The organism is Kushneria sp. AK178 (genome assembly GCF_053903105.1).
On the sequence record NZ_CP096381.1, the window covers coordinates 3,261,994 to 3,287,455 of the forward strand.

At 64.4% G+C, this 25,462-nt stretch carries 20 protein-coding genes; 6 read left to right on the forward strand and 14 right to left on the reverse strand.

The window, feature by feature from the left end; translation table 11 throughout:
• Window positions 1-18: 18 nt before the first annotated feature.
• From M1D97_RS15035 to M1D97_RS15050, 4 genes are read right to left on the reverse strand one after another with little or no spacing between them, the layout of a single operon-like run.
• Window positions 19-1,140, reverse strand: coding sequence for an ABC transporter ATP-binding protein (locus M1D97_RS15035; protein ID WP_456268510.1), 1,122 nt, complete (start codon window positions 1,138-1,140; stop codon window positions 19-21).
• A 51-nt stretch (window positions 1,141-1,191) separates the two neighbouring features.
• On the reverse strand, window positions 1,192-2,034 hold the full coding sequence (locus tag M1D97_RS15040) for a carbohydrate ABC transporter permease (RefSeq protein ID WP_456268511.1): 843 nt from the start codon (window positions 2,032-2,034) through the stop codon (window positions 1,192-1,194).
• Window positions 2,031-2,993, reverse strand: coding sequence for a carbohydrate ABC transporter permease (locus M1D97_RS15045; protein WP_456268512.1), 963 nt, complete (start codon window positions 2,991-2,993; stop codon window positions 2,031-2,033). The genes M1D97_RS15040 and M1D97_RS15045 overlap by 4 nt, the downstream gene beginning before the upstream one ends.
• Before the next feature lie 20 nt (window positions 2,994-3,013).
• Window positions 3,014-4,285, reverse strand: coding sequence for an ABC transporter substrate-binding protein (locus M1D97_RS15050; RefSeq protein WP_456268513.1), 1,272 nt, complete (start codon window positions 4,283-4,285; stop codon window positions 3,014-3,016).
• A 260-nt stretch (window positions 4,286-4,545) separates the two neighbouring features.
• Here M1D97_RS15050 and M1D97_RS15055 point away from each other — a divergent pair, with 260 nt between their 5' ends.
• The gene (locus tag M1D97_RS15055) at window positions 4,546-6,168 is read left to right on the forward strand and encodes a carbohydrate porin (protein ID WP_456268514.1); all 1,623 of its coding nucleotides are present in this window, start codon (window positions 4,546-4,548) and stop codon (window positions 6,166-6,168) included.
• 83 nt (window positions 6,169-6,251) lie between these two features.
• Here M1D97_RS15055 and M1D97_RS15060 read toward each other — a convergent pair whose 3' ends face one another.
• The 6 genes from M1D97_RS15060 to glnA all read right to left on the reverse strand — a co-directional run bounded on the left by M1D97_RS15060 (window position 6,252) and on the right by glnA (window position 13,355).
• Window positions 6,252-7,589 carry a deoxyguanosinetriphosphate triphosphohydrolase gene (locus M1D97_RS15060; protein WP_456268515.1) on the reverse strand — a complete coding sequence of 446 codons (1,338 nt, stop codon included), beginning with the start codon at window positions 7,587-7,589 and terminating at the stop codon, window positions 6,252-6,254.
• 24 nt (window positions 7,590-7,613) lie between these two features.
• Window positions 7,614-8,477, reverse strand: coding sequence for an isocitrate lyase/PEP mutase family protein (locus M1D97_RS15065; RefSeq protein WP_456268516.1), 864 nt, complete (start codon window positions 8,475-8,477; stop codon window positions 7,614-7,616).
• A gap of 125 nt (window positions 8,478-8,602) precedes the next feature.
• The gene (gene ntrC, locus M1D97_RS15070) at window positions 8,603-10,018 is read right to left on the reverse strand and encodes a nitrogen regulation protein NR(I) (RefSeq protein WP_456268517.1); all 1,416 of its coding nucleotides are present in this window, start codon (window positions 10,016-10,018) and stop codon (window positions 8,603-8,605) included.
• Entirely contained in the window at window positions 10,011-11,096 is a 1,086-nt protein-coding gene (gene glnL / locus M1D97_RS15075; RefSeq protein WP_456268518.1) for a nitrogen regulation protein NR(II), read from the reverse strand. Before glnL ends, ntrC begins: the two co-directional genes overlap by 8 nt.
• 174 nt (window positions 11,097-11,270) lie before the next feature.
• Entirely contained in the window at window positions 11,271-11,819 is a 549-nt protein-coding gene (locus tag M1D97_RS15080) for a hypothetical protein (RefSeq protein ID WP_456268519.1), read from the reverse strand.
• A 129-nt stretch (window positions 11,820-11,948) separates the two neighbouring features.
• Window positions 11,949-13,355 (reverse strand): glutamate--ammonia ligase, encoded by a 1,407-nt coding sequence (glnA, locus tag M1D97_RS15085; RefSeq protein WP_456268520.1) that lies wholly within the window; start codon window positions 13,353-13,355, stop codon window positions 11,949-11,951.
• Window positions 13,356-13,881: 526 nt separating this feature from the next.
• On the opposite strand from glnA, the gene typA reads away from it, so the two are divergent.
• On the forward strand, window positions 13,882-15,714 hold the full coding sequence (gene typA / locus M1D97_RS15090) for a translational GTPase TypA (RefSeq protein WP_456268521.1): 1,833 nt from the start codon (window positions 13,882-13,884) through the stop codon (window positions 15,712-15,714).
• 179 nt (window positions 15,715-15,893) lie between these two features.
• Here the strand turns inward: typA and M1D97_RS15095 are convergent, their stop codons facing one another.
• Together M1D97_RS15095 and ligB are read right to left on the reverse strand one after the other, a co-directional pair.
• On the reverse strand, window positions 15,894-16,094 hold the full coding sequence (locus tag M1D97_RS15095) for a hypothetical protein (protein ID WP_456268522.1): 201 nt from the start codon (window positions 16,092-16,094) through the stop codon (window positions 15,894-15,896).
• Between the two features lie 315 nt (window positions 16,095-16,409).
• Window positions 16,410-18,131: an NAD-dependent DNA ligase LigB gene (ligB, locus tag M1D97_RS15100; RefSeq protein WP_456268523.1), complete on the reverse strand. Its 1,722-nt coding sequence runs from the start codon at window positions 18,129-18,131 to the stop codon at window positions 16,410-16,412.
• A 165-nt stretch (window positions 18,132-18,296) separates the two neighbouring features.
• On the opposite strand from ligB, the gene M1D97_RS15105 reads away from it, so the two are divergent.
• The gene (locus M1D97_RS15105; protein WP_456268524.1) at window positions 18,297-18,599 is read left to right on the forward strand and encodes a hypothetical protein; all 303 of its coding nucleotides are present in this window, start codon (window positions 18,297-18,299) and stop codon (window positions 18,597-18,599) included.
• A gap of 169 nt (window positions 18,600-18,768) precedes the next feature.
• Window positions 18,769-19,401, forward strand: coding sequence for a peroxiredoxin (locus M1D97_RS15110; protein ID WP_456268525.1), 633 nt, complete (start codon window positions 18,769-18,771; stop codon window positions 19,399-19,401).
• A 108-nt stretch (window positions 19,402-19,509) separates the two neighbouring features.
• Here M1D97_RS15110 and wrbA read toward each other — a convergent pair whose 3' ends face one another.
• Entirely contained in the window at window positions 19,510-20,118 is a 609-nt protein-coding gene (wrbA, locus tag M1D97_RS15115; protein ID WP_456268526.1) for an NAD(P)H:quinone oxidoreductase, read from the reverse strand.
• Between the two features lie 246 nt (window positions 20,119-20,364).
• Between wrbA and M1D97_RS15120 the strand changes: the two genes are divergently transcribed.
• Both M1D97_RS15120 and M1D97_RS15125 read left to right on the forward strand, forming a co-directional pair.
• Window positions 20,365-21,531 (forward strand): efflux RND transporter periplasmic adaptor subunit, encoded by a 1,167-nt coding sequence (locus tag M1D97_RS15120; RefSeq protein ID WP_456268527.1) that lies wholly within the window; start codon window positions 20,365-20,367, stop codon window positions 21,529-21,531.
• On the forward strand, window positions 21,528-24,644 hold the full coding sequence (locus M1D97_RS15125; protein WP_456268528.1) for an efflux RND transporter permease subunit: 3,117 nt from the start codon (window positions 21,528-21,530) through the stop codon (window positions 24,642-24,644). Before M1D97_RS15120 ends, M1D97_RS15125 begins: the two co-directional genes overlap by 4 nt.
• Here the strand turns inward: M1D97_RS15125 and M1D97_RS15130 are convergent.
• A complete protein-coding gene (locus M1D97_RS15130) occupies window positions 24,614-25,408 on the reverse strand; it encodes a 2OG-Fe dioxygenase family protein (RefSeq protein WP_456268529.1) in 795 nt (264 codons plus the stop codon). The genes M1D97_RS15125 and M1D97_RS15130 overlap by 31 nt on opposite strands.
• Window positions 25,409-25,462: the final 54 nt, after the last annotated feature.

Sequence of the window (25,462 nt, forward strand, 5' to 3'; positions counted from 1 at the left end):
TCTTGTCGTTGTGGAGGGTCAGGACATCGTGCCGGTTGCGCTGTCGCGCCCGGCATCGACCAACGGCAGTGCCCGGCCGTCATGCTCAAAAAGGTGGGCCCGGTGCGGCGCAAAATCCAGCGTGATGCGGTCTCCGCGCTCGAAGGGACTGGGCGCCTCGCTGCGACACACCAGCGCCTCACCATCGGGCGCTTCCAGATAAAGGTAGGCTTCACTGCCCAGATATTCGACATTAAGAATGTTAAAGCCGGCCTCCCCGGTCGCGGCTGTCGGTGCAAGATGCTCCGGACGCACCCCCAGTATCAAACGGTGTTCGCCGCCGCCATCCGGCAACTGTCGCGGTATCAACCGCTCGCCGATACCGGGAATACTGACGCAACAGCCAGTCCTGTCTTCGGCGCGAGCCGTCACCTCAAGAAAGTTCATCTTCGGCGAGCCGATAAAGCCGGCGACAAAGCGCGAGGCGGGCTGCTCGTAGAGCTCGCGGGGCGAGCCGGTCTGCTCCACGTGGCCGTCGTTGAGCACCACGATACGATCGGCCAGCGTCATCGCCTCGACCTGATCGTGGGTGACATAGATCATGGTCGAGCCGAGGCGCTCGTGCAGACGGGCAATCTCGTTGCGGGTCTGAACCCGCAGCGCGGCGTCCAGATTGGACAGTGGCTCGTCAAAGAGCAGAATCTTCGGCTCGCGGGCCATCGCCCGCCCGATCGCCACGCGCTGGCGCTGTCCGCCGGAGAGCGCCTTCGGCAGCCGCTCCAGCAGTTCGTCGAGCTGCAGGATCTTCGCGGTCCGGCGCACCCGCTCATCCACCGTCTGCCGATCCGATTTCGCCAGTTTCAGGCCGAAGGCGATGTTGTCATAGACGCTCATGTGCGGGTAAAGCGCGTAGGACTGAAACACCATGCCGATGCCGCGCTCCGGCGGGGTCAGATCATTGACCTTCTGGCCATCGATCATCAGATCGCCGTGGGTGATCGATTCCAGCCCCGCGATCAGGCGCAGCAGGGTCGACTTGCCACAGCCCGACGGGCCGACAAAGACCACGAATTCGCCGTCCTTGATGTCGAGCGAAACCGCCTCGATCACCCGGGTCGCACCAAAGCGCTTGTTGACCTTCTCAAGCGTCAAAGAAGCCATTTCTCTCTCCTGCGGATCGCCCCGCCCCGGCGTGGGTCAGGCGTTTGGATATCAGCCCTTGACGGCACCGGCAGTCAGCCCCGAAACAATGCGGCGCTGAAAGATCACCACCAGCACCACCAGCGGTACGGTCACGATCACCGAGGCGGCCATGATCGGCCCCCAGGGCAGCTCGTACTGGCTGCCGCCGGAGATCAGCGCGATCGCCACCGGTACCGTGCGCTGGGTGTCGGTGAGCGTGAAGGTCAGGGCAAACAGGAACTCGTTCCACGCCGCGATGAAGGCCAGAAGCCCCGTGGTCGCCATCGCCGGCCACAGCAGCGGCATGAACACCTTCGTCAGCGTGACCCACGGCGAGGCGCCATCGACGATCGCCGCCTCCTCGAGCTCGTCGGGGAGCTGGCGCATGAAGGTGGTCAGAATCCACACCGTGAACGGCAGGGTGAAGATGGTGTAGCTCAGGATCAGCCCGCCCGGCGAGTTGTAGAGATCAAGGGTGCGGATCACCTCGAAAAGCCCCGAGAGCACGGCCACCTGGGGGAACATCGATACCCCCAGCACCAGCATCATCACCGTGGTGCGCCCGCGAAAGCGTACCCGCCCCAGCGCCCAGGCGGCCGTCAGCCCCAGCAGCAGCGCAATCGCCACCACGCTGACCGCCACGATCACCGAGTTGCGAATGGCGGCCAGAAAGGTGGGCTGGGAGAGCACCGTGGCGTAATTGGAAAGATCGACGCTGTCGACCCAGTAGCTCACCTGAAACAGCTCGCTCGACGGCTTCAGCGAGGTCACCACCGCATAGTAGAAGGGGAAGACGGCGTAGAGCACCAGCACCGCCACCAGCAGCCAGAAGCCGATCTTCAAAAGGATGGCCTTCAGTGTGCGCCGTCTCATTGTCCCCCTCCCAGCTGGCGGCGCCCCAGGTAGAGATAAACCACCGTGACCAGCGCAATGATCATGAACAAAAGCGTCGAGGCGGCGCTGCCATAGCCCACATCCTGAAACTCGACCAGCTGCTGGCGGGCATAGATCGACATGGTCATGGTCGAGGAGGCATTGGAGGTGAGCACATAGATGACATCGAACACGCGCAGCGCATCCAGCGCCCGGAAGATCACCGCCACCAACAGCGCCGGGGCGATCAGCGGCAGCGTCACGCGGAAAAAGACCTTCACCGGATGAATGCCGTCGATCTTCGCCGCCTCATAGCAGTCACCGGGCAGCATCTGCAGCGCCGCCAGCACCAAAAGCGCCACAAAGGGGGTGGCCTTCCAGACGTCGACCATGATCACCGCCCACATCGACAGGCTGGCGTCCGCCGTCCAGGAGAGCGGCGCATCGATCAGGCCCACGGCCAGCAGCATGTGGTTGAGAATGCCGAACTGATCATTGAGCATCCACGCCCAGATTTTCGCCGACACCACGGTGGGAATCGCCCAGGGAATCAGCATCGCCGCGCGCACCAGGGTGCGGCCGCGAAAGCGGACGTTGAGCACCAGCGCCACGATCACGCCCAGCACCGCCTCCAGCGAGACCGACACCAGGGTGAAATAGAGCGTGTTCCACACCGACTGCCACCACAGCGGGTCGGCGAGAATGCCATACCAGCCGTCATCGAAGACCAGATAGTTCTCGAGACCGATGAACTGTGCCCCGTCGAGGCTCGACAGGCTGGCATCGGTCAGGCTGAACCAGAAGGTGCGCAGCAGCGGCCAGCCCGCCACCGCGGCCAGCACCACCAGCATGGGCGCGAGAAACAGCCACGCCGCGCGGATACGCTGGCGCCTGACCCGGGTACCCCGCTCGCGATGGCCTTTTTCAGCCAGGGCGTCCTGCGACGCTTGTGTGGTCATGGTGCGCCTCTCCGAATGGATTACCAGCGGCGACGCTTGATGCGCTCGAGCTCACTCTCGAGGCGCTCGAGCCCCTGCTCGGCGGCCACATTGCCGGAGAGCACCTCATGCACGGTATTGAAAAAGGCGTTGGAGACTCGGGGATAGTTGTCACCGGTGACCGCGGCCGGACGCGGCACCGCCGAGGTGAAGGTGTCATAAAGGGTGCCGAAAAAGGGCACCGCGGCCAGCACTTCGTCATCCTGATAGAGCGCCGGCAGCGTCGGATTGTAGGACCCCTCGATGGCGCGGCGCTTTTGCTCCTCGGGTGAGGTCAGAAAGGCGACCAGATCGGCGGCCATGTCGGGGTTGTCGCTATAGCGCGATACCGCCAGATTCCAGCCGCCCAGCACGCCGGCACTGCGGCCGTTTTCGCCACCGGCCGGCAGCGGCGCCACCTCGACCCGATCGCGAATGCCGCTCTGCTCGGACTGCACCAGCTCCCAGGCATAGGGCCAGTTGCGCATGAACAGCGCATTGCCGGACTGGAAGACGCCGCGCGCCTCCTCCTCGGTATAGTTGAGCACGCCCTGTGGCGAGATCTCGTTGATCCAGCCGGCCGCCAGCGACAGCGCCTCGGCCGCCTGCGCGTTGTTGACGGTGATCTCGCCGTCATCGTCGACGATGGTGCCGCCGCCGGGGTGGCTGGCAATCCATTCGAGTGCGTTGACGGTCAGGCCCTCATAGGCGCGCCCCTGAAATACGTAGCCCCAGAAATCCTTGTGGCCCGCCTCACGCTCGCCGGCCTGCACGGTGTGCGCCGCCTCGGTCAGCTCGGACCAGGTGGTGGGCACCTCCAGATCGTACTTATCGAGCAGATCCTGGCGGTAATACAGCACGCCGGCATCGGTAAACCAGGGCATCGCCACCAGCCGACCGTCGACGGTGTTGTTGTCGACGATGGCCTCGAAAAAATCATCGGTTGCCCCGTCGGGCAGATGGTCATTCAGGTCGATCAGGTGCGGGGCCAGCATGCCGGGCCAGACCACGTCGATCTGAAACACGTCGATGTCGCTGGAGCGAGCGTTGAGGATCTGCTGATAGAGCGACAGCCGCTCGGTGGCCGAATTGGGCGTGGAGACCACCTCAACGCTGTTGCCCGTCTGCGCTTCCCAGCGCTCGACGCCGGCCTTGCACAGCTGAAGCTCGGCGCCCACGGCGCCGCAGGAGAGAGTGAGATCGGCCGCCGAGGCCTGCGATACCGCACCAGCAAGGGCCAGCAGACAGCCGGCAGGAATCAATCCGGATCTCATGGCAACGCCTCCAGGGGGCAACATACCAGATGACTGGCTTAATCGTTTAAGTCAGCCGGGGAAGGTACTTTTACCGGCGCGATCGCGACATTGGACCATGGACTGATAACCCTTTGTCATAGAGACGAATGTATGAGTGAAACCGGATTCATGACTCGGTAAGTTCTTTTTACGATCCAGCGCCCACCGCGCACACAACAAGACTGCCGAATTTTTCGAGCATCCGGATCGGAACACAATCACGAACAAGGGACTCTGCCATGCCTTCGCCTTCCCGCTTCGCACGCCGCCCGATGGCCGTTGCCATCTCGCTGGCGCTGGCGCTGCCCACCGCTGCCATTGCCGCCGACAAATCCATCGAGGAGCGCCTCGCCGAGCTGGAAGCCCGGGTCGCCGCCTCCGAGCAGCGCGCCAGCCAGGCCGAACAGCGCGCCGACCGGGCAGAAGCGGCCCTGGAGCGACAGCAGAGCTCGCCGCAGCTGGTGCAGGGCGATAACACGTCGCAGACCGTCGGCGCAGAGGAAGACCTCTCGGCCCCCGGCATACCGTCACAGGTCCGCGACGAAACGGGCGATGATGAGGAACAAGGGCTGTCGATGAGCGTCTATGCCCGGTCGGGACTTCTGATCGGCAGCGACCGCAAGAGCGCGCCTGCCGGCCCCTACCTGACGCCGGCCGGTCGCTCGGGTGGCGCCGTGGGTCGACTGGGCAACGAGCCGGACACCTACGTCGAAACGGTCTTTGACTACAACCAGCGCTACGACAACGGCTCGCATGCACTCTATCGGGTCATGCTGGCCGACAGCACCACCACCAGTAACGACTGGACCCCTGACGAATCCCAGCTCAATCTGCGCCAGGCCTTTGTGGAGTTCAGCGATCTGCCGACCTTCACCGGCGCGTTCGAAAACGCCTCGATCTGGGCGGGCAAGCGCTTTGACCGCGACAACTTCAACGTTGAGTGGATCGACAGCGATGTGGTCTTTCTGGCTGGTACCGGCGCGGGGATCTACGACATCGCCGTCACCGACGGCTGGGACACCAGCGTCTCGCTCTATGGCCGCAGCTTCAGTGATTATCCTGTCGTCACCCGTGAGCAGCCGCAGCTGGACGGCGATACCGACAACCTGATCCTGACCGCCAACAACCGCTTCGGCCCGTGGCAGTGGATGGTCAACGGCATGTCGGCCAACGATAACGACGAGCGCGACAATGATCCGCGTAACGGCATTCTAGGAGACAACGTCGCCGAAAACGGCTTTCAGACCATGCTGGCCTATCACGGCGACAGCTTCTTCGGCCTGGGTGAAGGCACCTTCAAGGCGGCGCTGCTGTACGGTCACGGCCTGGGCGCCGAGGTCAAGGACATTGGTGCGGACGGCAACCTGAACGACGACGCCCACACGGCCCGACTGGCGGTCTTTGGCACCACCTATCTGACGCCGAACTGGCGCATCGCGCCGGCGCTGCTGGCCCAGACCAGCCGCGACCGCTACGCCGACGGCGACAGCTACGACTGGGTAACTCTCAGCGCGCGGCTGGCCAACGAGCTGAGCGACAACTTCGAGATGCAGTACGAGGCCAGCTACCAGTGGATGGATCTCGATCCTGCCGGGTATGGATATACAGTTCTTGATGCGAATGACAATCAGGTCCCCCAAACTTTCGAGAGTATCAACGGGGGCTACACGCGCCTGACCATCGCGCCTACCTTCAAGCCACAGGTCGGCGGCTTCTGGCAGCGTCCGGAGATTCGCGTCTTCGCCACCTGGAGCGACTGGGACAAGGATCTCAATAGCTTCTCGAATGACGACGCCCTGGGCAGCGACAACTTTACCGGCAGCGAGTGGACCTTCGGCACCCAGATGGAGGTGTGGTTCTAGAAAACGCCGGGTAGCCCAAAAAAGAAAGCGGGACGTGGCCGGGCCGCGTCCCGCTTCCTTGGTTGATGCGTGCCCCTTCTGCCTTACTCGCCCCGCAGCTTGCCGCCCATCTCCTGGGCCAGATCGACGGCGAAGTTGTCGGTCATGCCGCCGATGAAATCGAGCATGCGGCGGTAGCTGTCATACAGCGGCCACCGGGTCTGCGGGGTGTTCTCGCCGATCAGCGCCAGCACGCGCTGATGCTTGAAGCTGGACTGGCCGGTGAAGTGCAGCTCGTGGGCCGCGCCGATAAAGGCTTCGAGCAGAATGCCTAGGGTGGTGTAGGCGCCGATCTCGAGCTTGGCCTTGCGGGCATTGCGGAAGATGCGATCGCGGGCGATCTGTTTCGCCTCGCTCACGCCCCAGCCCAGATCCGGATGACACAGATCGAGCAGGTCATCCTCCAGGCTGCCATCGAGCAGCGCCTGCTCATGGGTGACAAAGGTCGACGCCACCTCATTGACCGCCCGCTCCATGGCCGCCCCGCGCAGGGCCGCCACGCGCCGGCGCTGGGAGACGTTGTCCCGCGCCATGCGGGCATACTCCTCGGGCTCGCCGCCGGCGATATGGATCAGCACGCCGGCGACTTCCTCGAAACGCAGAATGCCCATCTCGAGGCCATCCTCGAGATCGAGCAGGGCATAGCAGATGTCATCGGCGGCCTCGACCAGCCAGGCAAACGGATGGCGACACCAGGCGTGATCACTCAGCCGCTTGAGGCCGAGCAGGCCGGCGACACGCTCGAGCTGGTCGCTCTCCGACTGATAGGCGCCGAACTTGCCGGCAATGCCGGCACGCTCCACGGTCCAGGGGTACTTGAGCATCGCCCCCAGCGTCGGGGCGGTCAGGCGCATGCCGCCGCGGAACTGGTTGTACTCGATCTGGGTGACGATCCGGAACCCCTGGGCGTTGCCTTCATAGGTGAGCAGATCGTCCCGCTGGGTCGGGGTCAGCGCCTCGAGAAAGCCGGTGCCGTCGGCCTCGGCACGCTTGAACCAGTCGCGGATGGCGTACTCGCCGGCATGGCCGAAGGGCGGGTTGCCGATATCGTGGCTCAGACACGCCGCCTGCACGATCACCCCCATGTCGGCCGGCGTAATCCAGCCCGGCAGACGATCGCTCAGTCGCTCGCCAACGATCATCCCCAGACTGCGCCCCACGCAGCCCACTTCCAGCGAGTGGGTCAACCGGGTGTGGATATGATCGTTTTCGGTCAGCGGGTGAACCTGCGTCTTGCGCCCCAGACGGCGAAAGGAGCCGGAAAAGACGATGCGGTCAAAGTCCTTGTGGAAAGGACTGCGGCCGATTTCGCGCTCGCGCTCGGTGGTCTTGTCATCCAGACGCACCGGAGCCAGCAACTGCTCCCACTGCATTTGACTCATCTCGCCTCGTCCCTTCCGGCCTGCTTATTCGTTGACGTCCATGTAGCGTCGCGCCCACTCGCGGTTCTCTTCCAGCGTCGAGTAGCGGGTAGAGAGCTCGGAGGCGTTGAGGTTGCCCTCGGCGATCTCGCGCTGTTCGCGCAGGCAGTCGTAGGTGGCCTTGATGGCGGCAAAGTAGGCGCCGTGGCCGTTGACCACCACGCGTACGCCGGCGCGGGCCAGCCGCTCGCGATCGCGCAGTTCGGGGTTGTCGTAGGTGACCAGCATCAGCGGGATGGTCAGATGCTCGGCGATGCTTTCGAGATGCTCAAAGTCACGGATGCCGACCATGCAGATGCCGTCGGCGCCGGCGCGCTCGTAGGCCATGGCGCGCGTGGTGGCGTCCTCGGTACTCAGCACACCGGCATTGGTGCGGGCAAAAATGGCCATGGCGGGATCGATGCGAGCCTCGAGCGCGGCGCGAATCTTGCCCACACCTTCTTCCAGCGGCACCAGATCGGTGGACTTGCGGCCGTACTTGGCCGGCAGCAGCGTGTCCTCGATGGTCAGTGCGGCCACCCCGGCGCGCTCGAGCTCGGTGATGGTGCGCATGACGTTGAGCGCGTTGCCGTAGCCGTGGTCGGCATCGGCAATGATCGGCAGACGCGCCACGCGGCCGATGCGGGTGGCCTGCTCGACGAACTCGCTGAGGGTGATCAAAGCAAAATCGGGCGCTGCCAGCACCTGCAGCGAGGCGACCGAACCGCCCAGAATGCCGACCTCGAATCCCAGATCAGCGGCAATGCGGGCAGACATGGGATCAAAGGTCGAGGCGGTATAAAAGCACTCCTCGCGGGCAAGCAGGTCGCGGAACTGGTAGCGCAGATCGTGCTGGGAAGGGGTAGCCATGACAACTCCTGGACATCAGAAAGCGGCGATGGGCCCGAAGACCCATCCTTGATGGCGCTCTACTTTATACGTTTGTCCCATAACGCACCAATCCGGTGCCCCCGGATCTCCCTCGAGACACTGGATCAGTCGGCGCTGTCGGCCAGCGCCGGCAAAAGCACCTTGAGCTTGCGGGTCAGGGTATTGCGACCCCAGCCCAGCAGCTCGGCGGCCTCGCCCTTGCGCCCGCCGGTGTGCTTGAGCGCGGTCTCGATCAGGATGCGCTCGAAATCCGGCACCGCCTCTTCCAGCAGGTGGGTATGGCCGGCCGCCAAGGCCCGGTCGGCCCACTCGCGAAAGGCGCTGCGCCAGTCATTGCTCCCCTCGCCGGGGCGCTCGAGATCGCGCAGCTCCGGCGGCAGGTCATCGACGAGCACCTCGCGGCTGGACGCCATGACGGTCAGCCAGCGACAGGTGTTCTCCAGCTGGCGCACGTTGCCCGGCCAAGGCAGATGGGCCAGATGCTGCTCGGCGGCTTCGGTGAGCACCTTGGGCTCGGCAGAGAGTTCCTTTGCCGCCTCGGCCAGAAAGTGCCGGGCCAGCCGCGGGATGTCCTCGCGGCGCTCGGAGAGCCTGGGCAGGTGCACGCGGATCACGTTGAGCCGGTGGAACAGGTCCTCGCGAAAGCGCCCCTCCTCGACCAGCTGCTCCAGGTGCTGGTGGGTGGCGGCGATAATGCGCACGTCCACCCGTACCGGGACGTGGCCGCCGACCCGGTAGAACTCGCCATCGGCCAGCACGCGCAGCAGCCGCGTCTGGGTTTCGGCCGGCATGTCACCGATCTCGTCGAGAAAGAGCGTGCCGCCGTCGGCCTGCTCGAAGCGGCCGCGGCGCTGGGCAGTGGCGCCGGTAAAGGCGCCCTTTTCATGACCGAACAGCTCCGATTCCATCAGATCGCGTGGAATGGCGGCCATGTTGAGCGCGATAAAGGGCTGATGGCCACGCGGGCTGTGCTGGTGCAGGGCGCGGGCGACCCGCTCCTTGCCGGTCCCCGACTCGCCGTTGATCATCACGGTGATGTGGGAGTGGGAGAGCCGACCGATGGCGCGAAACACCTCCTGCATGGCCGGCGCCTCGCCGATGATCTCGGCCTGGATGCCCTCCGGCGCTCGGGCTGGAATCTGGCGCTCGCGGGCATGAGCCACGGCGCGGCGGACCAGCGACAGCGCATCATCGACGTCAAAGGGCTTGGGCAGGTATTCGAACGCGCCGCCCTGATAGGAGGCCACGGCGCTGTCGAGATCGGAGTGTGCGGTCATGATGATCACCGGCATGTCGGCATGACGCTCGCGCACTCGCGCCATCAGATCCAGGCCATCGACGCCCGGCATGCGAATGTCGGTAAGCAGGACATCGGGAGGCTGGCGATTGATCGCCTCCTCGGCCTGGTCGGCCCGTTCGAAGCTCGAAACCTCGATATCAGGCTGGGCCAGCGTACGCTCGAGTACCCAGCGGATGGCGCGATCATCATCCACGATATAGACGCGGGCCGTATCACTCATGGGTGCCTCCGTTGGCAGGTCGGTCGTGCTCGGTATCGCTGAAGCCTTCCAGCGGAATCAAAAGACGAAATTCGGTATGACCGGGGCGGCTGTCACACTCGATCAGCCCCTGGTGCTGGTGCAGGATCGACTGGGCGATCGACAGCCCCAGCCCGCTGCCCTCGGCGCGCCCGGAGATCATCGGATAAAACAGCGACTCCGCCAGCGTCTCGGGGACGCCGGGGCCGTTGTCGATCACGCAGACCTCGCAGACCAGCCGGTGGCGCTCGGCGCCCAGCGTGAACTGCCGCCGTGCCCGGGTGCGCAGGGTGACCGTAGGCTGCTCGGTGGCGTTTTCCTTGAGCGCCTGGACGGCGTTGCGGGTGACGTTCAATACCGCCTGAATGAGCTGGTCGGCATCGCCCATGATGGCGGGCAGACTGGGGTCATAGTCCCGCACCAGCGCGATGGTGTCGGTCTCGGCCTGTAAAAGCGCTCGCACCCGCTCGACCACTTCATGCACGTTGATGGGCTGCTGCTCGACCGGCCGGTTGGGCCCCAGCATGCGATCGACCAGATCGCGCAGGCGATCGGCCTCCTCGATGATGATGCGGGTAAATTCGGTGAGGCTGTCGTCGGGCAGGTCGCGCTCGAGCAGCTGCGCCGCCCCGCGGATGCCGCCCAGCGGATTCTTGACCTCGTGCGCCAGCCCACGGGTGAGCACCTTGACCATCTCCTGGCGCGCAATCAGCGACTCCTCGCGAGAGATGCGCATCAGGCGGTCGCGCGGTTCAAACTCCAGCAACAGCTCGGTTTTCGACAGGGGCGTGGCGGTGTAGTCCACCGTGATGCGCTCGCCGCTGGTCAGCGCCAGCGGCGTTTCGCGCTGGGTATAAGGATGTTGCAGGCGCAGGGCATCGGCCAGCATGGTGGCAATCCGCCCTTCCTCGCCGTCCAGACACTCAAGCCGCGTGCCCTCGACCCGCGACAGGCTCAGGCCCATCAGGGCTTCTGCCGCCGGGTTGAGCCAGCGAACGCGTAACTGCTCATCCAGCAGCACCACGGCCGTGGTGAGATGTTCCAGCAGGCGTTGATGCATGAGCACCTCGTTAACGTCATTTCCCCTGAATAGTGCAAAAAGCGCGCCACATGTGACAGGTAGCGCACCACATGGGGAAGCAATGCCATCAGGCGAGCGCGACAGTGGTCCATCGACGACGTTGCGCGATCCATGATGCACCTTTTTAGTGCACAAGGACCAGCATCTTGCCGATTACGGTGGCGACGCCGGTGCAGGGTCAGGTGACGACACGACCTCAAGCGTCATGACCGGTGAACGCTGGCGCACGGTGCCGCTGCGATCGAGCACCTCGGCGATCAGCTCATGGCGACCGGCCTCGAGCCCAATGGCCATCAGCACACGACTGGCCAGCGGTGACTGGTGCCGCTTGCCATCGACGCGCAGCTGCACCCGATCGCCCTCGCGCAGCCGCGGCACGATCTCGAGGCGCAGAGGAATGCCGCGACGCGCCCGCTCGACACTCACGGGTGCTGACCGGGGCTTGAGGCGCACGTATTGATAGGGCGTAAAGGCCGCCGGCGCGGACGGTGTGATCGGGCGCTCGCTGGAGGCGCCGGCCGGTGACAGCACACGCGGCGCGCGCACCTCGGCACGGGTGCCGCCGGGGCGATCGCTCCAGACGACATGGCCGTGCGCGTCCGTGTGGCGATAGACCGCCGCCCGGACATCCGGCATCACTGCCGCCGGCAGCAGCCAGACAACGACGGTCCATAGCATCAGGTAACAGGGGCGACCCGGCACGGCAGCAGTTCCACGGGGACAGGGGAGCCCCATTATGGCGCGCCTGACCCGGCCCCCGGACGATAAAAAGCCCCGCCGAAGCGGGGCTTTTCCCTGGACAGGCCCGCGGACAGGCGCCTGGCGTCAGGTTTAGAGGCTGTAGTACAGATCGTACTCGACGGGGCTCGGCGCCATGCGAACGGCCGTGACGTCTTCCATCTTGAGCTCGATGTAGGCCTCGATCATCGATTCGGTGAACACGCCACCCTCGGTCAAAAAGGCATGGTCTTCCTTCAGCGCATTGAGGGCTTCCTCGAGGCTCGAGGCGACCGTGGGCACGTTGAGCGCTTCCTCGGCCGGCAGATCGTACAGGTTCTTGTCCAGTGCCTCACCCGGATGGATCTTGTTGCGGATGCCATCGATACCGGCCATCAAAAGCGCTGCGAAGGCCAGGTACGGGTTGGCCATCGGGTCGGGGAAACGGGTCTCGACACGCTTGGCCTTGGGGCTGGAGGTATAGGGAATGCGGATCGAGGCGCTGCGGTTGCGGGCGCTGTAGGCCAGCATGACCGGCGCTTCAAAGCCCGGGACCAGACGCTTGTAGGAGTTGGTCGACGGGTTGGTGAAGGCGTTCAGGGCACGCGCATGCTTGATGACACCGCCAATGTAGTACAGCGCGGTTTCGGACAGCCCGGCGTACTCGTCGCCGGCAAACATGTTTTCGCCGTCCTTCCAGAAGGACTGGTGAATGTGCATGCCGCTGCCGTTATCACCGGCCATCGGCTTGGGCATGAAGGTTGCGGTCTTGCCATAGGCATGTGCCACGTTGTGGATCACATACTTCATGGTCTGCACTTCGTCGCACTTCTGCACCAGGGTGTTGAACTTCACGCCGATTTCGTTCTGACCGGCGTTGGCCACCTCGTGGTGATGCACCTCGACGCTCTGGCCCACGGCTTCCAGCGTGGCGCACATGGCGCTGCGGATGTCGTGGAAGGAGTCGACCGGCGGGACCGGGAAGTAGCCGCCCTTGACGCGCGGACGGTGGCCCATGTTGCCGCCTTCGAACTGGCCGTCGGTCGCCCAGGCGCCCTCTTCCGAGGAGATACGGAAGAACGAATGGTTCATGTCGTTCTTGAAGTGCACCTCATCAAAGATGAAGAACTCGGGCTCGGGACCGAAAAAGGCCGTGTCACCCAGGCCGGTGCTGCCCAGATAGGCTTCGGCGCGCTTGGCGATCGAGCGCGGATCACGCTCGTAGCCCTGCATGGTGGCCGGCTCGATGATGTCACAGCGCAGGACGATGGTGGGGTCTTCGGTGAACGGGTCGAGATAGCCGGTGCCGTCCTGCGGCAGCAGGATCATGTCGGACTCGTTGATACCCTTCCAGCCGCCAATCGAGGAGCCATCAAACATCTGACCGTTTTCAAAGAACTCGTCATCCACGGCGCGTGCCGGAATGGTGACGTGCTGTTCCTTGCCCTTGGTATCGGTAAAGCGCAGATCGGCCCACTTGATATCGTTTTCTTCGATCAGGGCAAGCGTTTTCTCTGACATGTGACTCCTCCAATAAAAAGGATACTGCTTTAAAACCGTTAACAGGACGCCATCACTTCGCAACCGTTGTATCACGCGCAAGCACAGTGCATGCAAGTCCCGCCGTGTACCCAAATAATGCATACAGCGTGCCAAAATGGCGCAAGCCCGCTGCCCGGAATTGAAAAGTAGCGCCGATACAGCAGGTTAAATGCACGAGCGATCACACCGCCAGCCGTTCACGACACGGCGCCTCCCGCGGGAAAGGGGTGTCGGGGGGTGACACTGCACCACAAGCGTTCAAAAATCGTCTTTTATGCACCAAAAATGCGCATTACCCGACCACGCTCTGTCGTCACAGTGTCACGCGCTCTCCGTTTCATGATCTTCAGGCGGCTGCGCCACGATTTCCAGCTATTCGACCGCCGACTTAGCCTATACAATGCGGGGCCAAATTTATTGCACGCTGCTGGCGTGACCGCTCCCACAACGCACGGTCACGCTCCTACCCAGAACAGGCGCGTGTACACAAAGGTGAAAACGCGTTATGTCCGATACGCTTACTTCCGGCAATATCGAGAAGCTGAGAAATATTGCCATCATTGCCCACGTTGACCACGGCAAGACCACGCTGGTCGACAAGCTGCTGCAACAGTCCGGCACCCTGGACCGCAAGGCGGAGAACCAGGAGCGCATCATGGACTCCAACGACCAGGAAAAGGAACGCGGCATCACCATCCTGGCCAAGAACACCGCCATCAGCTGGCACGACTACCACATCAACATCGTCGACACCCCCGGGCACGCCGACTTCGGGGGTGAGGTCGAGCGTGTCATGTCGATGGTCGACTCCGTGCTGCTGATGGTTGATGCCGTTGACGGTCCGATGCCGCAGACCCGCTTTGTGACCCAGAAAGCGTTTGCCCAGGGCCTCAAGCCGATCGTGGTGGTCAACAAGATCGACCGGCCGGGCGCGCGCCCCGACTGGGTCATCGATCAGATCTTCGATCTCTTCGACAACCTGGGCGCCACCGACGAGCAGCTCGACTTCCCGATCATCTACTGCTCGGCGCTCAACGGCATTGCCGGCATGGACCCGGACGATCTCGCCGAGAACATGGACCCGATGTTCCAGTCGATCGTCGACATTGTCGAACCGCCCACCGTCGAGCTCGACGGCCCCTTCCAGATGCAGATTTCGGCGCTGGACTACAACAGCTACGTCGGTGTCATCGGTCTGGGCCGCGTCAAGCGCGGCCGCGTGCGCCCCAACCAGCAGGTCAGCATCATCTCCCGTCACGGGGACACCCGTCGGGGCAAGATCGGGCAGGTCATGACGCACCTGGGGCTGGAGCGCGTTCAGGCCGATGAGGTCAGCGCCGGCGACATCGTCTGTATTACCGGCATCGACGATCTGGCCATTTCCGATACGCTGTGTGATCCCGCCAACGTCGAGGCACTGCCGGCGCTGACGGTCGATGAGCCGACCGTATCGATGACCTTCCAGGTCAACGATTCGCCCTTCGCCGGCCGTGAAGGCAAGTACGTCACCAGCCGCAACATCAAGGACCGCCTGGATCAGGAGCTGATTCACAACGTGGCCCTGCGCGTCGAGCAGGAAGAGTCCGCCGAGAAGTTCAAGGTCTCCGGTCGTGGCGAGCTGCACCTGTCGGTACTGATCGAATCCATGCGCCGTGAGGGCTACGAGCTGGCGGTAGGTCGCCCCGAGGTCATCATCCGCGAGATTGATGGCGTGAAGCAGGAGCCCTACGAAGAGGTCATCATCGACTGTGAAGAGCACCACCAGGGTGCCGTCATGGAAGAGCTGGGCTATCGCAAGGGCGAGATGACCAACATGAACCCGGATGGCAAGGGTCGTGTACGTCTGGACTTCATCATCCCCTCGCGCGGTCTGATCGGCTTCCGGTCGCAGTTTCTGACCCTGACCTCGGGTACCGGCATCCTGACCAGCCGCTTTGACCATTACGGCCCGCTCAAGGAAGGCGCCAGCGTCGAGCGCCGCAATGGCGTGCTGGTCTCCATGGTTGACGGCAAGGCGCTGGCCTACGCCCTTTATGCCCTGCAGGACCGTGGCAAGCTGATCATCGAGCACGGCACCGAGGTTTATGAAGGCATGCTGATCGGCATCAACAATCGTGCCGACGACATGGTGGTCAACCCCACCAAGGGCAAGAAGCTCGACAACATGCGCGCCTCGGGCAACGATGAAAACATCGTGCTGACGCCGCCGGTTCGCTTCACCCTGGAGCAGGCCATCGAGTTTCTGGACAGCGACGAGCTGGTGGAGGTCACGCCAAGCCACATTCGCATCCGCAAGAAGCACCTCAAGGAAAACGACCGCAAGCGCGCCAAAAAGTAACGACGCGCTGAGCGCTCCCCTTGAGTACCGGAACGGCCTGCAGTGATGCAGGCCGTTTTTTCATGCGCGTCGCGTTGACGTAATACCGGGCGCAAGACATTGCCTGCCGGACGATAGACACAAAAGGGCCGCTGCCCTTACAGGCAGCGGCCCTTTCTCGCCTCGAGTGCTCCGTCGGGTCAGGCAGCGTCGCGCCCGGCCATGGAAGAGAACCCTGGTGCCGCTTCGCTCTCGCGCGCCGCGGGTTTGACAGTGCTGGCCTGTACCGGCTGCAGCCGACGTGTTTCGCGATCCGAGGCGCGTCCGGAAAGCATCATCGCCCCCAGCATGAACATGATCAGCAGGGCATAACTCATACCGCCAATGATTAACAGTGCCATGGTCCTATCTCCTCTCAACGCGGCTTGTTGCGGCGCGCTTTTACAATGGAAGCCACTTTGCACAGCCATGTCCTGATGGTGGTCGCCTGCTCTGGGGCGCTGTGCTCCAACAACTGCTGATTCCGCCTGCCGACCGGTATCCCTGTTGTCCGTGATGCGGGACTTACATCGGTTTGACCGCTGAACCAGTAACTCCTTGGTACTCAATGTATCAGAAGGTAACGCAAAGTATACTGCGCAATTAGTCTCATGGAAATTGAAAAGAACTATTACGCTACTACTTTTCAACAATCCGGACGGTGAAAAACCCCATCCTCACAAGGTTTCGGCATCATCCTGCTGTGCCGGAGTCTCCTGTCCTGCCGCCCACTCATCCACCAGCGCCTGCATTGTTGCGTTCTGCCAGAAAGCGGCCAGCGTGGCGGCATCCGCCCTGCTCAAACCTGTTACATTCTGCCAGTCGGTATTTTTCAATGAGCGCCTCAGCACAATGTGATTCAAACTATCGGCTGACCGAAAGACGACTTTAGGCTGAGAGGCATAAAAACGGCCATGGGCCGGCTCAAGGGCGACAAGAAAGCGCTTCAGCGGCTGTCGTCCGGCTGCATCGAACGCCTTGAGCCACTGCCCGGCGCGGGCCTCGCCGACGCCGCTCAACGAACGCAATGCCTCGCGCTTCAGATCACGCCAGTCGAGCAGGGACGTCACCATGCCGGCGTCCATCAACCGCTGCCACGTCCCCTCACCGATACCGCGCATATCGAGGCCGTCACGGCTGCTCAGATACGTCAGGCGTGCCAGAAACTGCGAGCGACACCCGGGCGTCAGCTCGAGACAGCTCAGGGCGTCGAACGCCGCCGGATCCGGGACGTCCAGTGCCACGCGCTGTTCATTGCGGATCACGACCTCATCAAGGCGCGGAATGGTCAGCCCGGCCAGCGAGATCATGACCTGATCGCCCGGACGGATGTCCGCCTTTTGCCAGCGCGCCAGCGAACCGGCGCTGACGCGGCGGATCGTGCGGTCATCCAGCGTGACCGGCGAGAGCTCAAGCACCGGCGTAATGCGCCCGGTCCGGCCGATGCTGAAATCGACATCGCGCACCTCGGCAAGCGTGGCCGCTGCAGGATATTTCCACGCCACGCTGTCCGCAGGCGGCGTATCACGCCAGGCATGGCCCGGCGGCTGATCATCGCGCTTGAGCACCACGCCATCGCTGGCGAAGGGCAGTTCGTGGCGATGCCAGTGCTGGCGCCAGTGCGCCACGTCCTCGATGCCGCTGACCTTTCGGGTCCAGCGCTGCGGGGCCATGAAGCCCCAGTCGGCCAGCTGCCGGTGGCGCTCGGGCAGCGTCGCGGGGCCATCGGGCAGTGCCCAGGCAAAAAAGCCGATCTGCGCGCGCGTCTCCGGGCCCGGGTCATGGCGCTGCATCAGCCCGGCGATCGCCGCACGCGCCCCGGCGCTACCGTCGCGCCGCTGCACGTGGCCGGAACGCTTGAGATAAAGCTCGCCCTGGACCACCACGCGCCCGGGCGCCTCGCCGGCCAGACGGTCGGGGATGGCGTCGATGCCGGCGACGCGAGCCAGCCAGTCCTGACCGGTCAGGCCATCGCCGCGGCTGGTGGCCGCCACCAGCCGATTCGCGTCATACACCAGGGTCAGCGCCACGCCATCCACCTTGGGCTGAACCCACAGCGGGCCCGGCGACAGGGTCTCCAGCCAGCGCTTGACCGCCGCGCGATCCGACAATTTGTTCAGCCCTCGCTGGGCCACGGCGTGGGCCTGCTCACCGCCGCGCAGAACAGTCCCGGGCGCCGGTCGCCCCAGACAGCGGCGCCAGAGCGACAGCCGGGCCTGCGCCCGGTCATGCACGCCGTCCGGCACCAGCCGCTCGCCGCGCTGGTAATAGGCCTCATCCCAGCGCGCCACCTGCTCGGCCAGGCGCTCAACGCGGCCCTCGATGTCGTCAGGCGCCGGACACTCGCCGGCCTGCGTCGTCCCCGGCAGGGCCAGCGACACCAGTATTGCGGTCGCCACGACCCCGCCATATCGTCTCAACCGCCACCCCATGCGATCCCTCAAGCCTCAATATTCGATGTCCCTTATATGTCATCGACAAGCGCATCGGATTCTGAAGGCGAGGGGGTGCGGCGAGACAGGCGCAAACTGCTAGACTTTGATGAGTCAACAAGGAGAGAGAGCATGAGTAACGCACGCGCCGTCACATGGGATCAGGAAGGCGTCGACCATGTCGCCGAGCACGACGAGCTGACCCAGTTTCTGCACAAAACGCCCAAAGCCGGCGACATCATCACGGCCCGCTATATGCAGGCCAATGTGCGCATGAAGGTACTGGAGCGCGAGGGTGAGGACACCTCGATTGCCGAGGTGCTGGGCATCAGCCTCGAAGACGAAAAGCGTGTCGAAGAACACGAAGGCCTGCACAAGGGCGAGACGGTGCGTGTTCCCGACAGCGACCGGGCCTTTATCCGTTATAGCGATTGATGCTTTGAAGTCTGCTTTTTATACTATTAAGGCATTTATTCAGGACAATTTGTTGTTTGGTTTTGCGGCCTGAAACCGTCATTATCTGACAAGGATTCATGGCGGACGGCCCTCGATCACGGGCGCCGCTGCCGACACCCGCTTCCATTGATGGCCAAAGGAGTGACAAATGGCGCTGCAACTTGGCGATACCGCACCGGATTTTTCTCAGGAAAGCACTGAAGGCACCATCAATTTCCACGAGTGGCTGGGCGACAGCTGGGCGATTCTCTTTTCTCACCCCAAGGACTTTACCCCGGTGTGCACCACCGAGCTGGGTGAAGTGGCCCGCCTCAAGCCGGAATTCGACAAGCGCAACACGAAGGCCATCGGCCTGTCCGTTGATCCGCTGGACGACCACCACGCCTGGAAGGGTGACATCGAGGAAACCCAGGGCTGCGGTCTCAACTTCCCGCTGCTGGCCGACGCCGATCGCAGCGTCAGCGAGAAGTACGGCATGATTCATCCCAATGCCAACGACACCCTGACGGTGCGCTCGGTCTTTGTCATCGACCCCAACAAGAAGGTCCGACTGACCCTGACCTATCCGGCCAGCGCCGGGCGCAACTTCCAGGAGATCCTGCGCGCCCTGGACAGCCTGCAGCTGACCGACAACGAAAAGGTCGCCACACCGGTCAACTGGCGCCACGGCGATGACGTCATCATCGTGCCGTCGCTGAGCAACGAGGAAGCGGCCAAACTCTTCCCGCAGGGCTGGGACGAGAAAAAGCCCTACCTGCGCATGACGAAGCTCAACAAGTAAGGCGCCGATGACGCGGGCACAAGACGACCCGCATCACGCCATGAAAACGCCCGGCTGGATGGCCGGGCGTTTTTTTTGATGGCCGGTCGGGCCGGGTGCAGTGGCGCGCTACAGCTGCGGCGCGGTCAGCTTTTTGGCAAAGCCTGCCACGTACTCGCCCTGGAAGCGGGCGATCTTCAGCTCCCGCTCGGTGGGCTGGCGCGAGCCATCGCCGCCGGCCAGTGTCGAGGCGCCGTAGGGGGTGCCGCCGCTGACTTCGGAGATATCAAACTGCTCCTCGACCCCGTAGCCGATCGGCACGATCACCATCCCGTGGTGGGCCAGCGTCGTCCAGCTCGAGGTAATGGTCATCTCTTCGCCGCCGCCGGTGCCGGTGGAGGTAAAGACGCTGGCCAGCTTGCCGCGCAGCTTGCCATTGGCCCATAGCCCACCGGTCTGATCGAGAAAGGTGCGCATCTGCCCGGCCATGTTGCCGTAACGGGTCGGCGTGCCCAGGATGATCGCGTCATAATCGGCAAGCTCGCCGGGCTCGGCGATCGGTGCCGACTGATCCACCTTGCCGCCGGCCTGCTTGAAGGCCTCTTCATCCATGGTTTCCGGCACGCGCTTGATGGTGACCTCGGCGCCGGAGACCGAGCGGGCGCCCTCGGCCACGGCTTGCGCCATCGTTTCGATATGGCCATACATCGAGTAATACAGCACCAGTATCCGCGACATCGTCTCTATCTCCCTGGTCCATTGTCCGCAATTAACACGGGGTAGTATGTAACACGCTGTCAGCCTGGTGCATCCATGCGGTTGTTGCCCGTTTTTCCCGTCACCGATTCGATGACCCGCCCCGGACGCCCCTGTCTTAAGCACGCTTGAACGAATGACATTGCGGCGCGCCCGTAACCTCGTATGCTGTCACAAGGCGGTGCCCGCCTGCTGTCCTGAACGCTTCCTGTCCGCGGAAACCTGCCCATGCCTGATGTTCACGATGCCCGCCGTCCACTGACCTGGCTGGCAGCCCTGATCCTCGTGGCGCTGGCCCTTGTCTTCTGGTGGTGGCTGTCGCTCGAGCGTGAACCGACGACGTCCGGACCTGCCTCGCCCGTGGCCGTGGGCCTTGCCGAGGTGATCGAACGGGATCTGGCGCCCGGGCTCGATGCCGTGGGGGATGTCGAGGCCACCGACTCGGTCGGGATCGCCTCGCTGGTCACCGAGCGCATCACCGAACTGCATTTCGACAGCGGCGAGCGGGTCCAGCAGGGCGACCTGCTGATCCAGCTCGATGATCGCGCCGAACAGCAGGGTCTGCGCGCCGCCCGGGTCATCGTCGAGCAGGAGCAGCGCGAATATGACCGCCTGCAGCCGCTGGTGCGCCAGGGCTCGATCGCCACCCAGCAGGTAGATGAGCAGCGCAACCGGCTGGAGAGCGCCCGGATCGAGGTCGCCCGACTCACCGCCGCGCTGGAGGATCGCACCATCACGGCCCCGGTGACCGGCATCATGGGGCTGAACGATTTAAGCGTCGGGGAGCAGATCAGCGCCGATACGCCGCTGGTGACGCTGGACAGCATCGACCGGGTGCAGGTCGACTTCGCCCTGCCCGAACGCGATCTGCGTCGCGTCACCGAAGGCATGGCGGTCACGGCGCACTCGGTGGCCTGGCCCGATCGCACCTTTCACGGCGAGGTCACCAGCATCGACCCGCGCCTGGACCGGGACACCCGCACCGTCATGGTCCGCGCCCGATTCGACAATGAGGATCTGGCCCTGCGCCCGGGCATGCTGCTCGACATCACCCTCGAGCTGCCGGCGCAGCGTCGCCTGATCGTGCCGGAAAGCGCCATTCTGGGCGAGCGCGACCGCCAGTGGGTCTATGTCGTGACCCCGGCGCAGGATCACCATCAGGCCCGCCGTATCGATATCCGCGTGGTCGAGCGCGCCCCCGGCTGGGCCGCCATCGAGGCGGCAAACGACGATACCACGCTCTCCCCCGGCGCCTCGGTGGCCGTCAGCGGCCTGCGCGATATCGGTGAGGATCGCGATCTCGTGATCGACGAGCACGCCGCCCGTGATACCGCCGCCCTGTTCGACACATCGAGCGATGAGCGCCTCATGACCCGGGAGACCGTCACCCCATGACCCTGACCGATCTGGCCGTAACGCGCCCGGTCGGCACCCTGGTGGCCGCCATGCTGCTGGTGCTGTTCGGGGTGCTGGGCTTTCTGGATCTGCCCATCCGGGAGTATCCCTCCATCGAGGAGCCGGAAGTCTCGGTCGAGATCGCCTGGCCCGGCGCCTCGGCGGCGGTGGTGGAGTCGCGCGTGACCCAGACGATCGAAAACGTCATCGCCGGCATCGAGGGCGTGGTCAGCGTTGAATCGGAAAGCAACGACGGTGAGTCCGAGGTCACGCTGACCTTTTCCAGCGAAACCGACCTGGACACCGCCGCCAACGACGTGCGCGACCAGGTCTCGCGTGTGGTTGATGCCCTGCCGGTGGGCGCCGAAGCCCCCGAGATCAGCAAGGACCAGGGCGGCAGCGACACCCTGATGATCCTGTCGGTCAAGACCGATCGCCTGAGCGCCATGGCGCTGTCGGACTACGCCGACCGGCAACTGCTGGACCGCTTCTCGACCATCAACGGCGTCTCGCGGGTGCGGCTGTGGGGCTCGCAGCTGCCCGCCATGCGCGTGGATCTCGACCGCCACGCCATGACCGCCCATGACATCACCGTCGAGGACATCACCGGCGCGCTGGCCAGCGAAAACGTGGAGTACCCCGGCGGGCGGATCGAATCCACCACCCGGGAGTTCACCGTGCGCCTGCTGCCGGGCTATGAAACGCCCGAGTCCTTCCGGCGCCTGCCGCTGCGCCAGGGCAAGGGCACGCGTACTGTCACCCTGGGCGATGTGGCCGGCGTCACGCTGGGCCCCGAGACGCGTCGCGAGGCGTTTCAGGTCGACGGCGAACCCACCGTCTCGATCGCCATCAGTCGCCAGAGCACGGCCAATACGCTGTCCATCTCCCGCGATGTGCGCGCCACGCTCGAGGACCTGCGCGATGAGCTGCCCGAAGGCATGCGCATCGACATCGTCTCCGACGACACCCGCTACATCTCGGCGGCACTCAAGGAGGTGCTGATCACGCTGGCCATTGCGGTGGCCATGGTGGTCGCCGTGATCATCGTGTTTCTGGGGTCCTGGCGGGCGGCGCTGGTGGCGGCCACGGTCATTCCCGTCTCGCTTTTGGCCTGCGGCATGCTTTTGCTGGGGCTGGGCTTCAGCCTCAACATGCTGACCCTGCTGGCGCTGGTGCTGTCGGTGGGGCTGGTGGTGGATGATGCCATCGTCATGATCGAGAACATCCAGCGCCACCTGGAAAACGGCGACACGGCGCTGCTGGCCGCCTTTCGCGGCGCCCGTCAGGTCGCCTTTGCCATCCTGGCCACCAGCCTGGTGCTGATGGCGGTGTTTCTGCCCATCACGCTGATGAGCGGCCAGACCGGGCGACTCTTCACCGAATTTGCCGTCACCATCGCTGCCACCATTGCCTTCTCCACCCTGATCTCCCTGACGCTGACCCCGGTGATGGCCTCGTGGCTACTGGCCGCCGGCCACGGCCGCCAACACTCACCGGTCGGCCGGCTCATGGCAGGGCTGGCGTCGCGCTATCAGCGTCATCTGGCGCAGATGCTGCACCGTCCGGTGCTGGTCGGCGGCGGCTTCGTGGCGATGGTGATCGTCACCGCCACGATCATCACCACGCTGCCCACCGAATACGAGCCCTATGACGACCGCGGCGCCCTGCGCATCGGGGTACAGGCCGAGGAAGGGGTCAATTTCGAGGAGATGTACCGGCGCATGAAGGCCATGGAACAGCGCCTGGCGCCGATTCTTGATGACGACGCCCTGATCGATAACGCCTCGCTGCGCGTGCCCTCCCCCGGCAACAGCGACGGGCCGGTCAACAACGGCCGCTGGATTCTCAGCTTCACGCCGTGGCAGACCCGCGATGAGAGCACCCGCGAGGTGGCCGCGCGCATCAACGAGACGCTCGAGGGCTTCTCCGAACTCAGCGCCACCACCATGCTGCCGCGCGGGCTGAGTTCGGGCAACGAAACCCCGGTACAGTTCGTGGTCGGCGGGCCGGACTACGCCACCCTGGGCGCCTGGCGCGATCAACTGATGGCCGCCTGGCAGGACTACCCGGGGCTCGAGGCGCTCGACAGCGATCTGATCGAGACCACGCCGCAGCTGCAGGTGCGCCTGGACCGCGAACGCGCCGCCCAGCTCGGCGTCAGTGCCGAGACGGTGGGCCGCACGCTGGAGTCCTTTTTCGGCGAGCGCAGCCTGACCACCTTCGAGCGCGACGGCCAGTCCTACGACGTGATCCTGCAGGGACTGCGCGAGCAGCGCCTGACGCCCGAGGCGCTCGAAGAGATTCGGGTGCGCAGCGACAGCGGCGCACTGGTGAGCCTGGCCAATCTCGTCCATCTCGAGGAGGTCGCGGTGTCGCCGACGCTCAACCGCTATAACCGGATTCGCGCCGTCACCTTTTCGGCCAACGTCGCCGACGGCTACAGCCTGTCGCAGGTGCTCGATCACATGAATGCCACGGTCGATGAGACCCTGCCCGAGCAGGCGCGCATCGACTACAAGGGCGCCACCCAGGACTTCCTGGAGGCCGGGCGCGACCTGCTGCTGGTGTTTACCGTGGCGATTGCGGTGACCTGGCTGGTGCTGGCCGCGCAGTTCGAAAACGTTATCAGCCCGTTGGTGGTGATGCTGACCGTACCGCTGGGAATGCTGGGCGCCGGCATGGCGCTGTGGCTGCTGGGCGAGAGCCTCAACCTGTACGCCCAGATCGGGCTGTTGATGCTGATCGGGTTGTCGGCCAAAAACGGCATCCTGATCGTGGAGTTCGCCAACCAGCGCCGCAATGAGGGCGTGGCGCTGCGCGATGCCATTCTGCAGGCGGCGCAGACCCGCCTGCGCCCGATTCTGATGACGTCACTGTCGACCATGGCCGGCGCCCTGCCGCTGGTCATGGCCACCGGCGCGGGTGCGGCCAGCCGCTTCGGGCTGGGGGTGACGCTGCTGGCCGGCTGCGCCAGCGCCACCCTGCTGACTCTGGGCGTGGTGCCGATCGCCTATTACTGGCTTGCCGGTTACCAGCGGCCGCCGGGCCATCGCCGCCAGCAGCTCAAGGCCTCGCTGGAACGTCACACGCCGGACGTGCCGCCGGAGACGTGATCCGGTGTCTGGCGCTTGAAGGTCAGCACCAGCAGATCGCGATGTCCGGGGCGGCCGGCATCCTCGGCCACAATCGGCGTGACGCCGTGCAACACCCGGGTGTCATCGACCAGCGCCATGTCCAGACCCTCGGCCAGCGTGAAGGAAGCAAGCTCGCGGCGGTCCGCATCCTGAATGTGTGAAACGCCCTCGCAGACGTTGTCGCGCTGGATCATCACCATCGCCACGAAATCCACGCCGTCACGGTGGACGCCCTCCGGCGTGGGCAGACCGGTGGCGATGTCGTCGCCCACCTCGATGCGAAACTGATGCATCTCGACGTGCCAGTCGGCCTCACCGGCGCAGCGACCAAAGACGCCCAGGGAGAGCTCGCAGAGAAAGGCGAAGGCACCTGTGGCCAGCGCGCCCTCGTCGACCGGCTCGAAATGGCGCGCCACGCCGCCGTTGAGCCGATTGAACTCGGTGGTCTGAAAGTGCGGCTGATGCGGCTGTCGCACCAGCGCGCGCGCACCGGGCGCGGCACTGAACACCGCATGGCGCCGGCGCCGGTAACGCCCGCCATCGTTCATGAAGCGATCCGGGGCAAGATCGTCCCAGTAGCGTGCGAATGCCGCGCGATCATCCGGGCAGTGCGCGTATGCGGCGCACCAGGCGTGAAAGGCCGGCACGACGTCATCGGCCGGGGCGAACAGATAGCCGTCACGCACCAGGCGCTCGGACAGCGACGTTAACAAGGGGCCAAGGGGGGCAACATCATCAGTCATCAGGATCACCGCCGCGGGAGAAGCAACAACAGGGCGCGGCGTCACGGGCAGGCC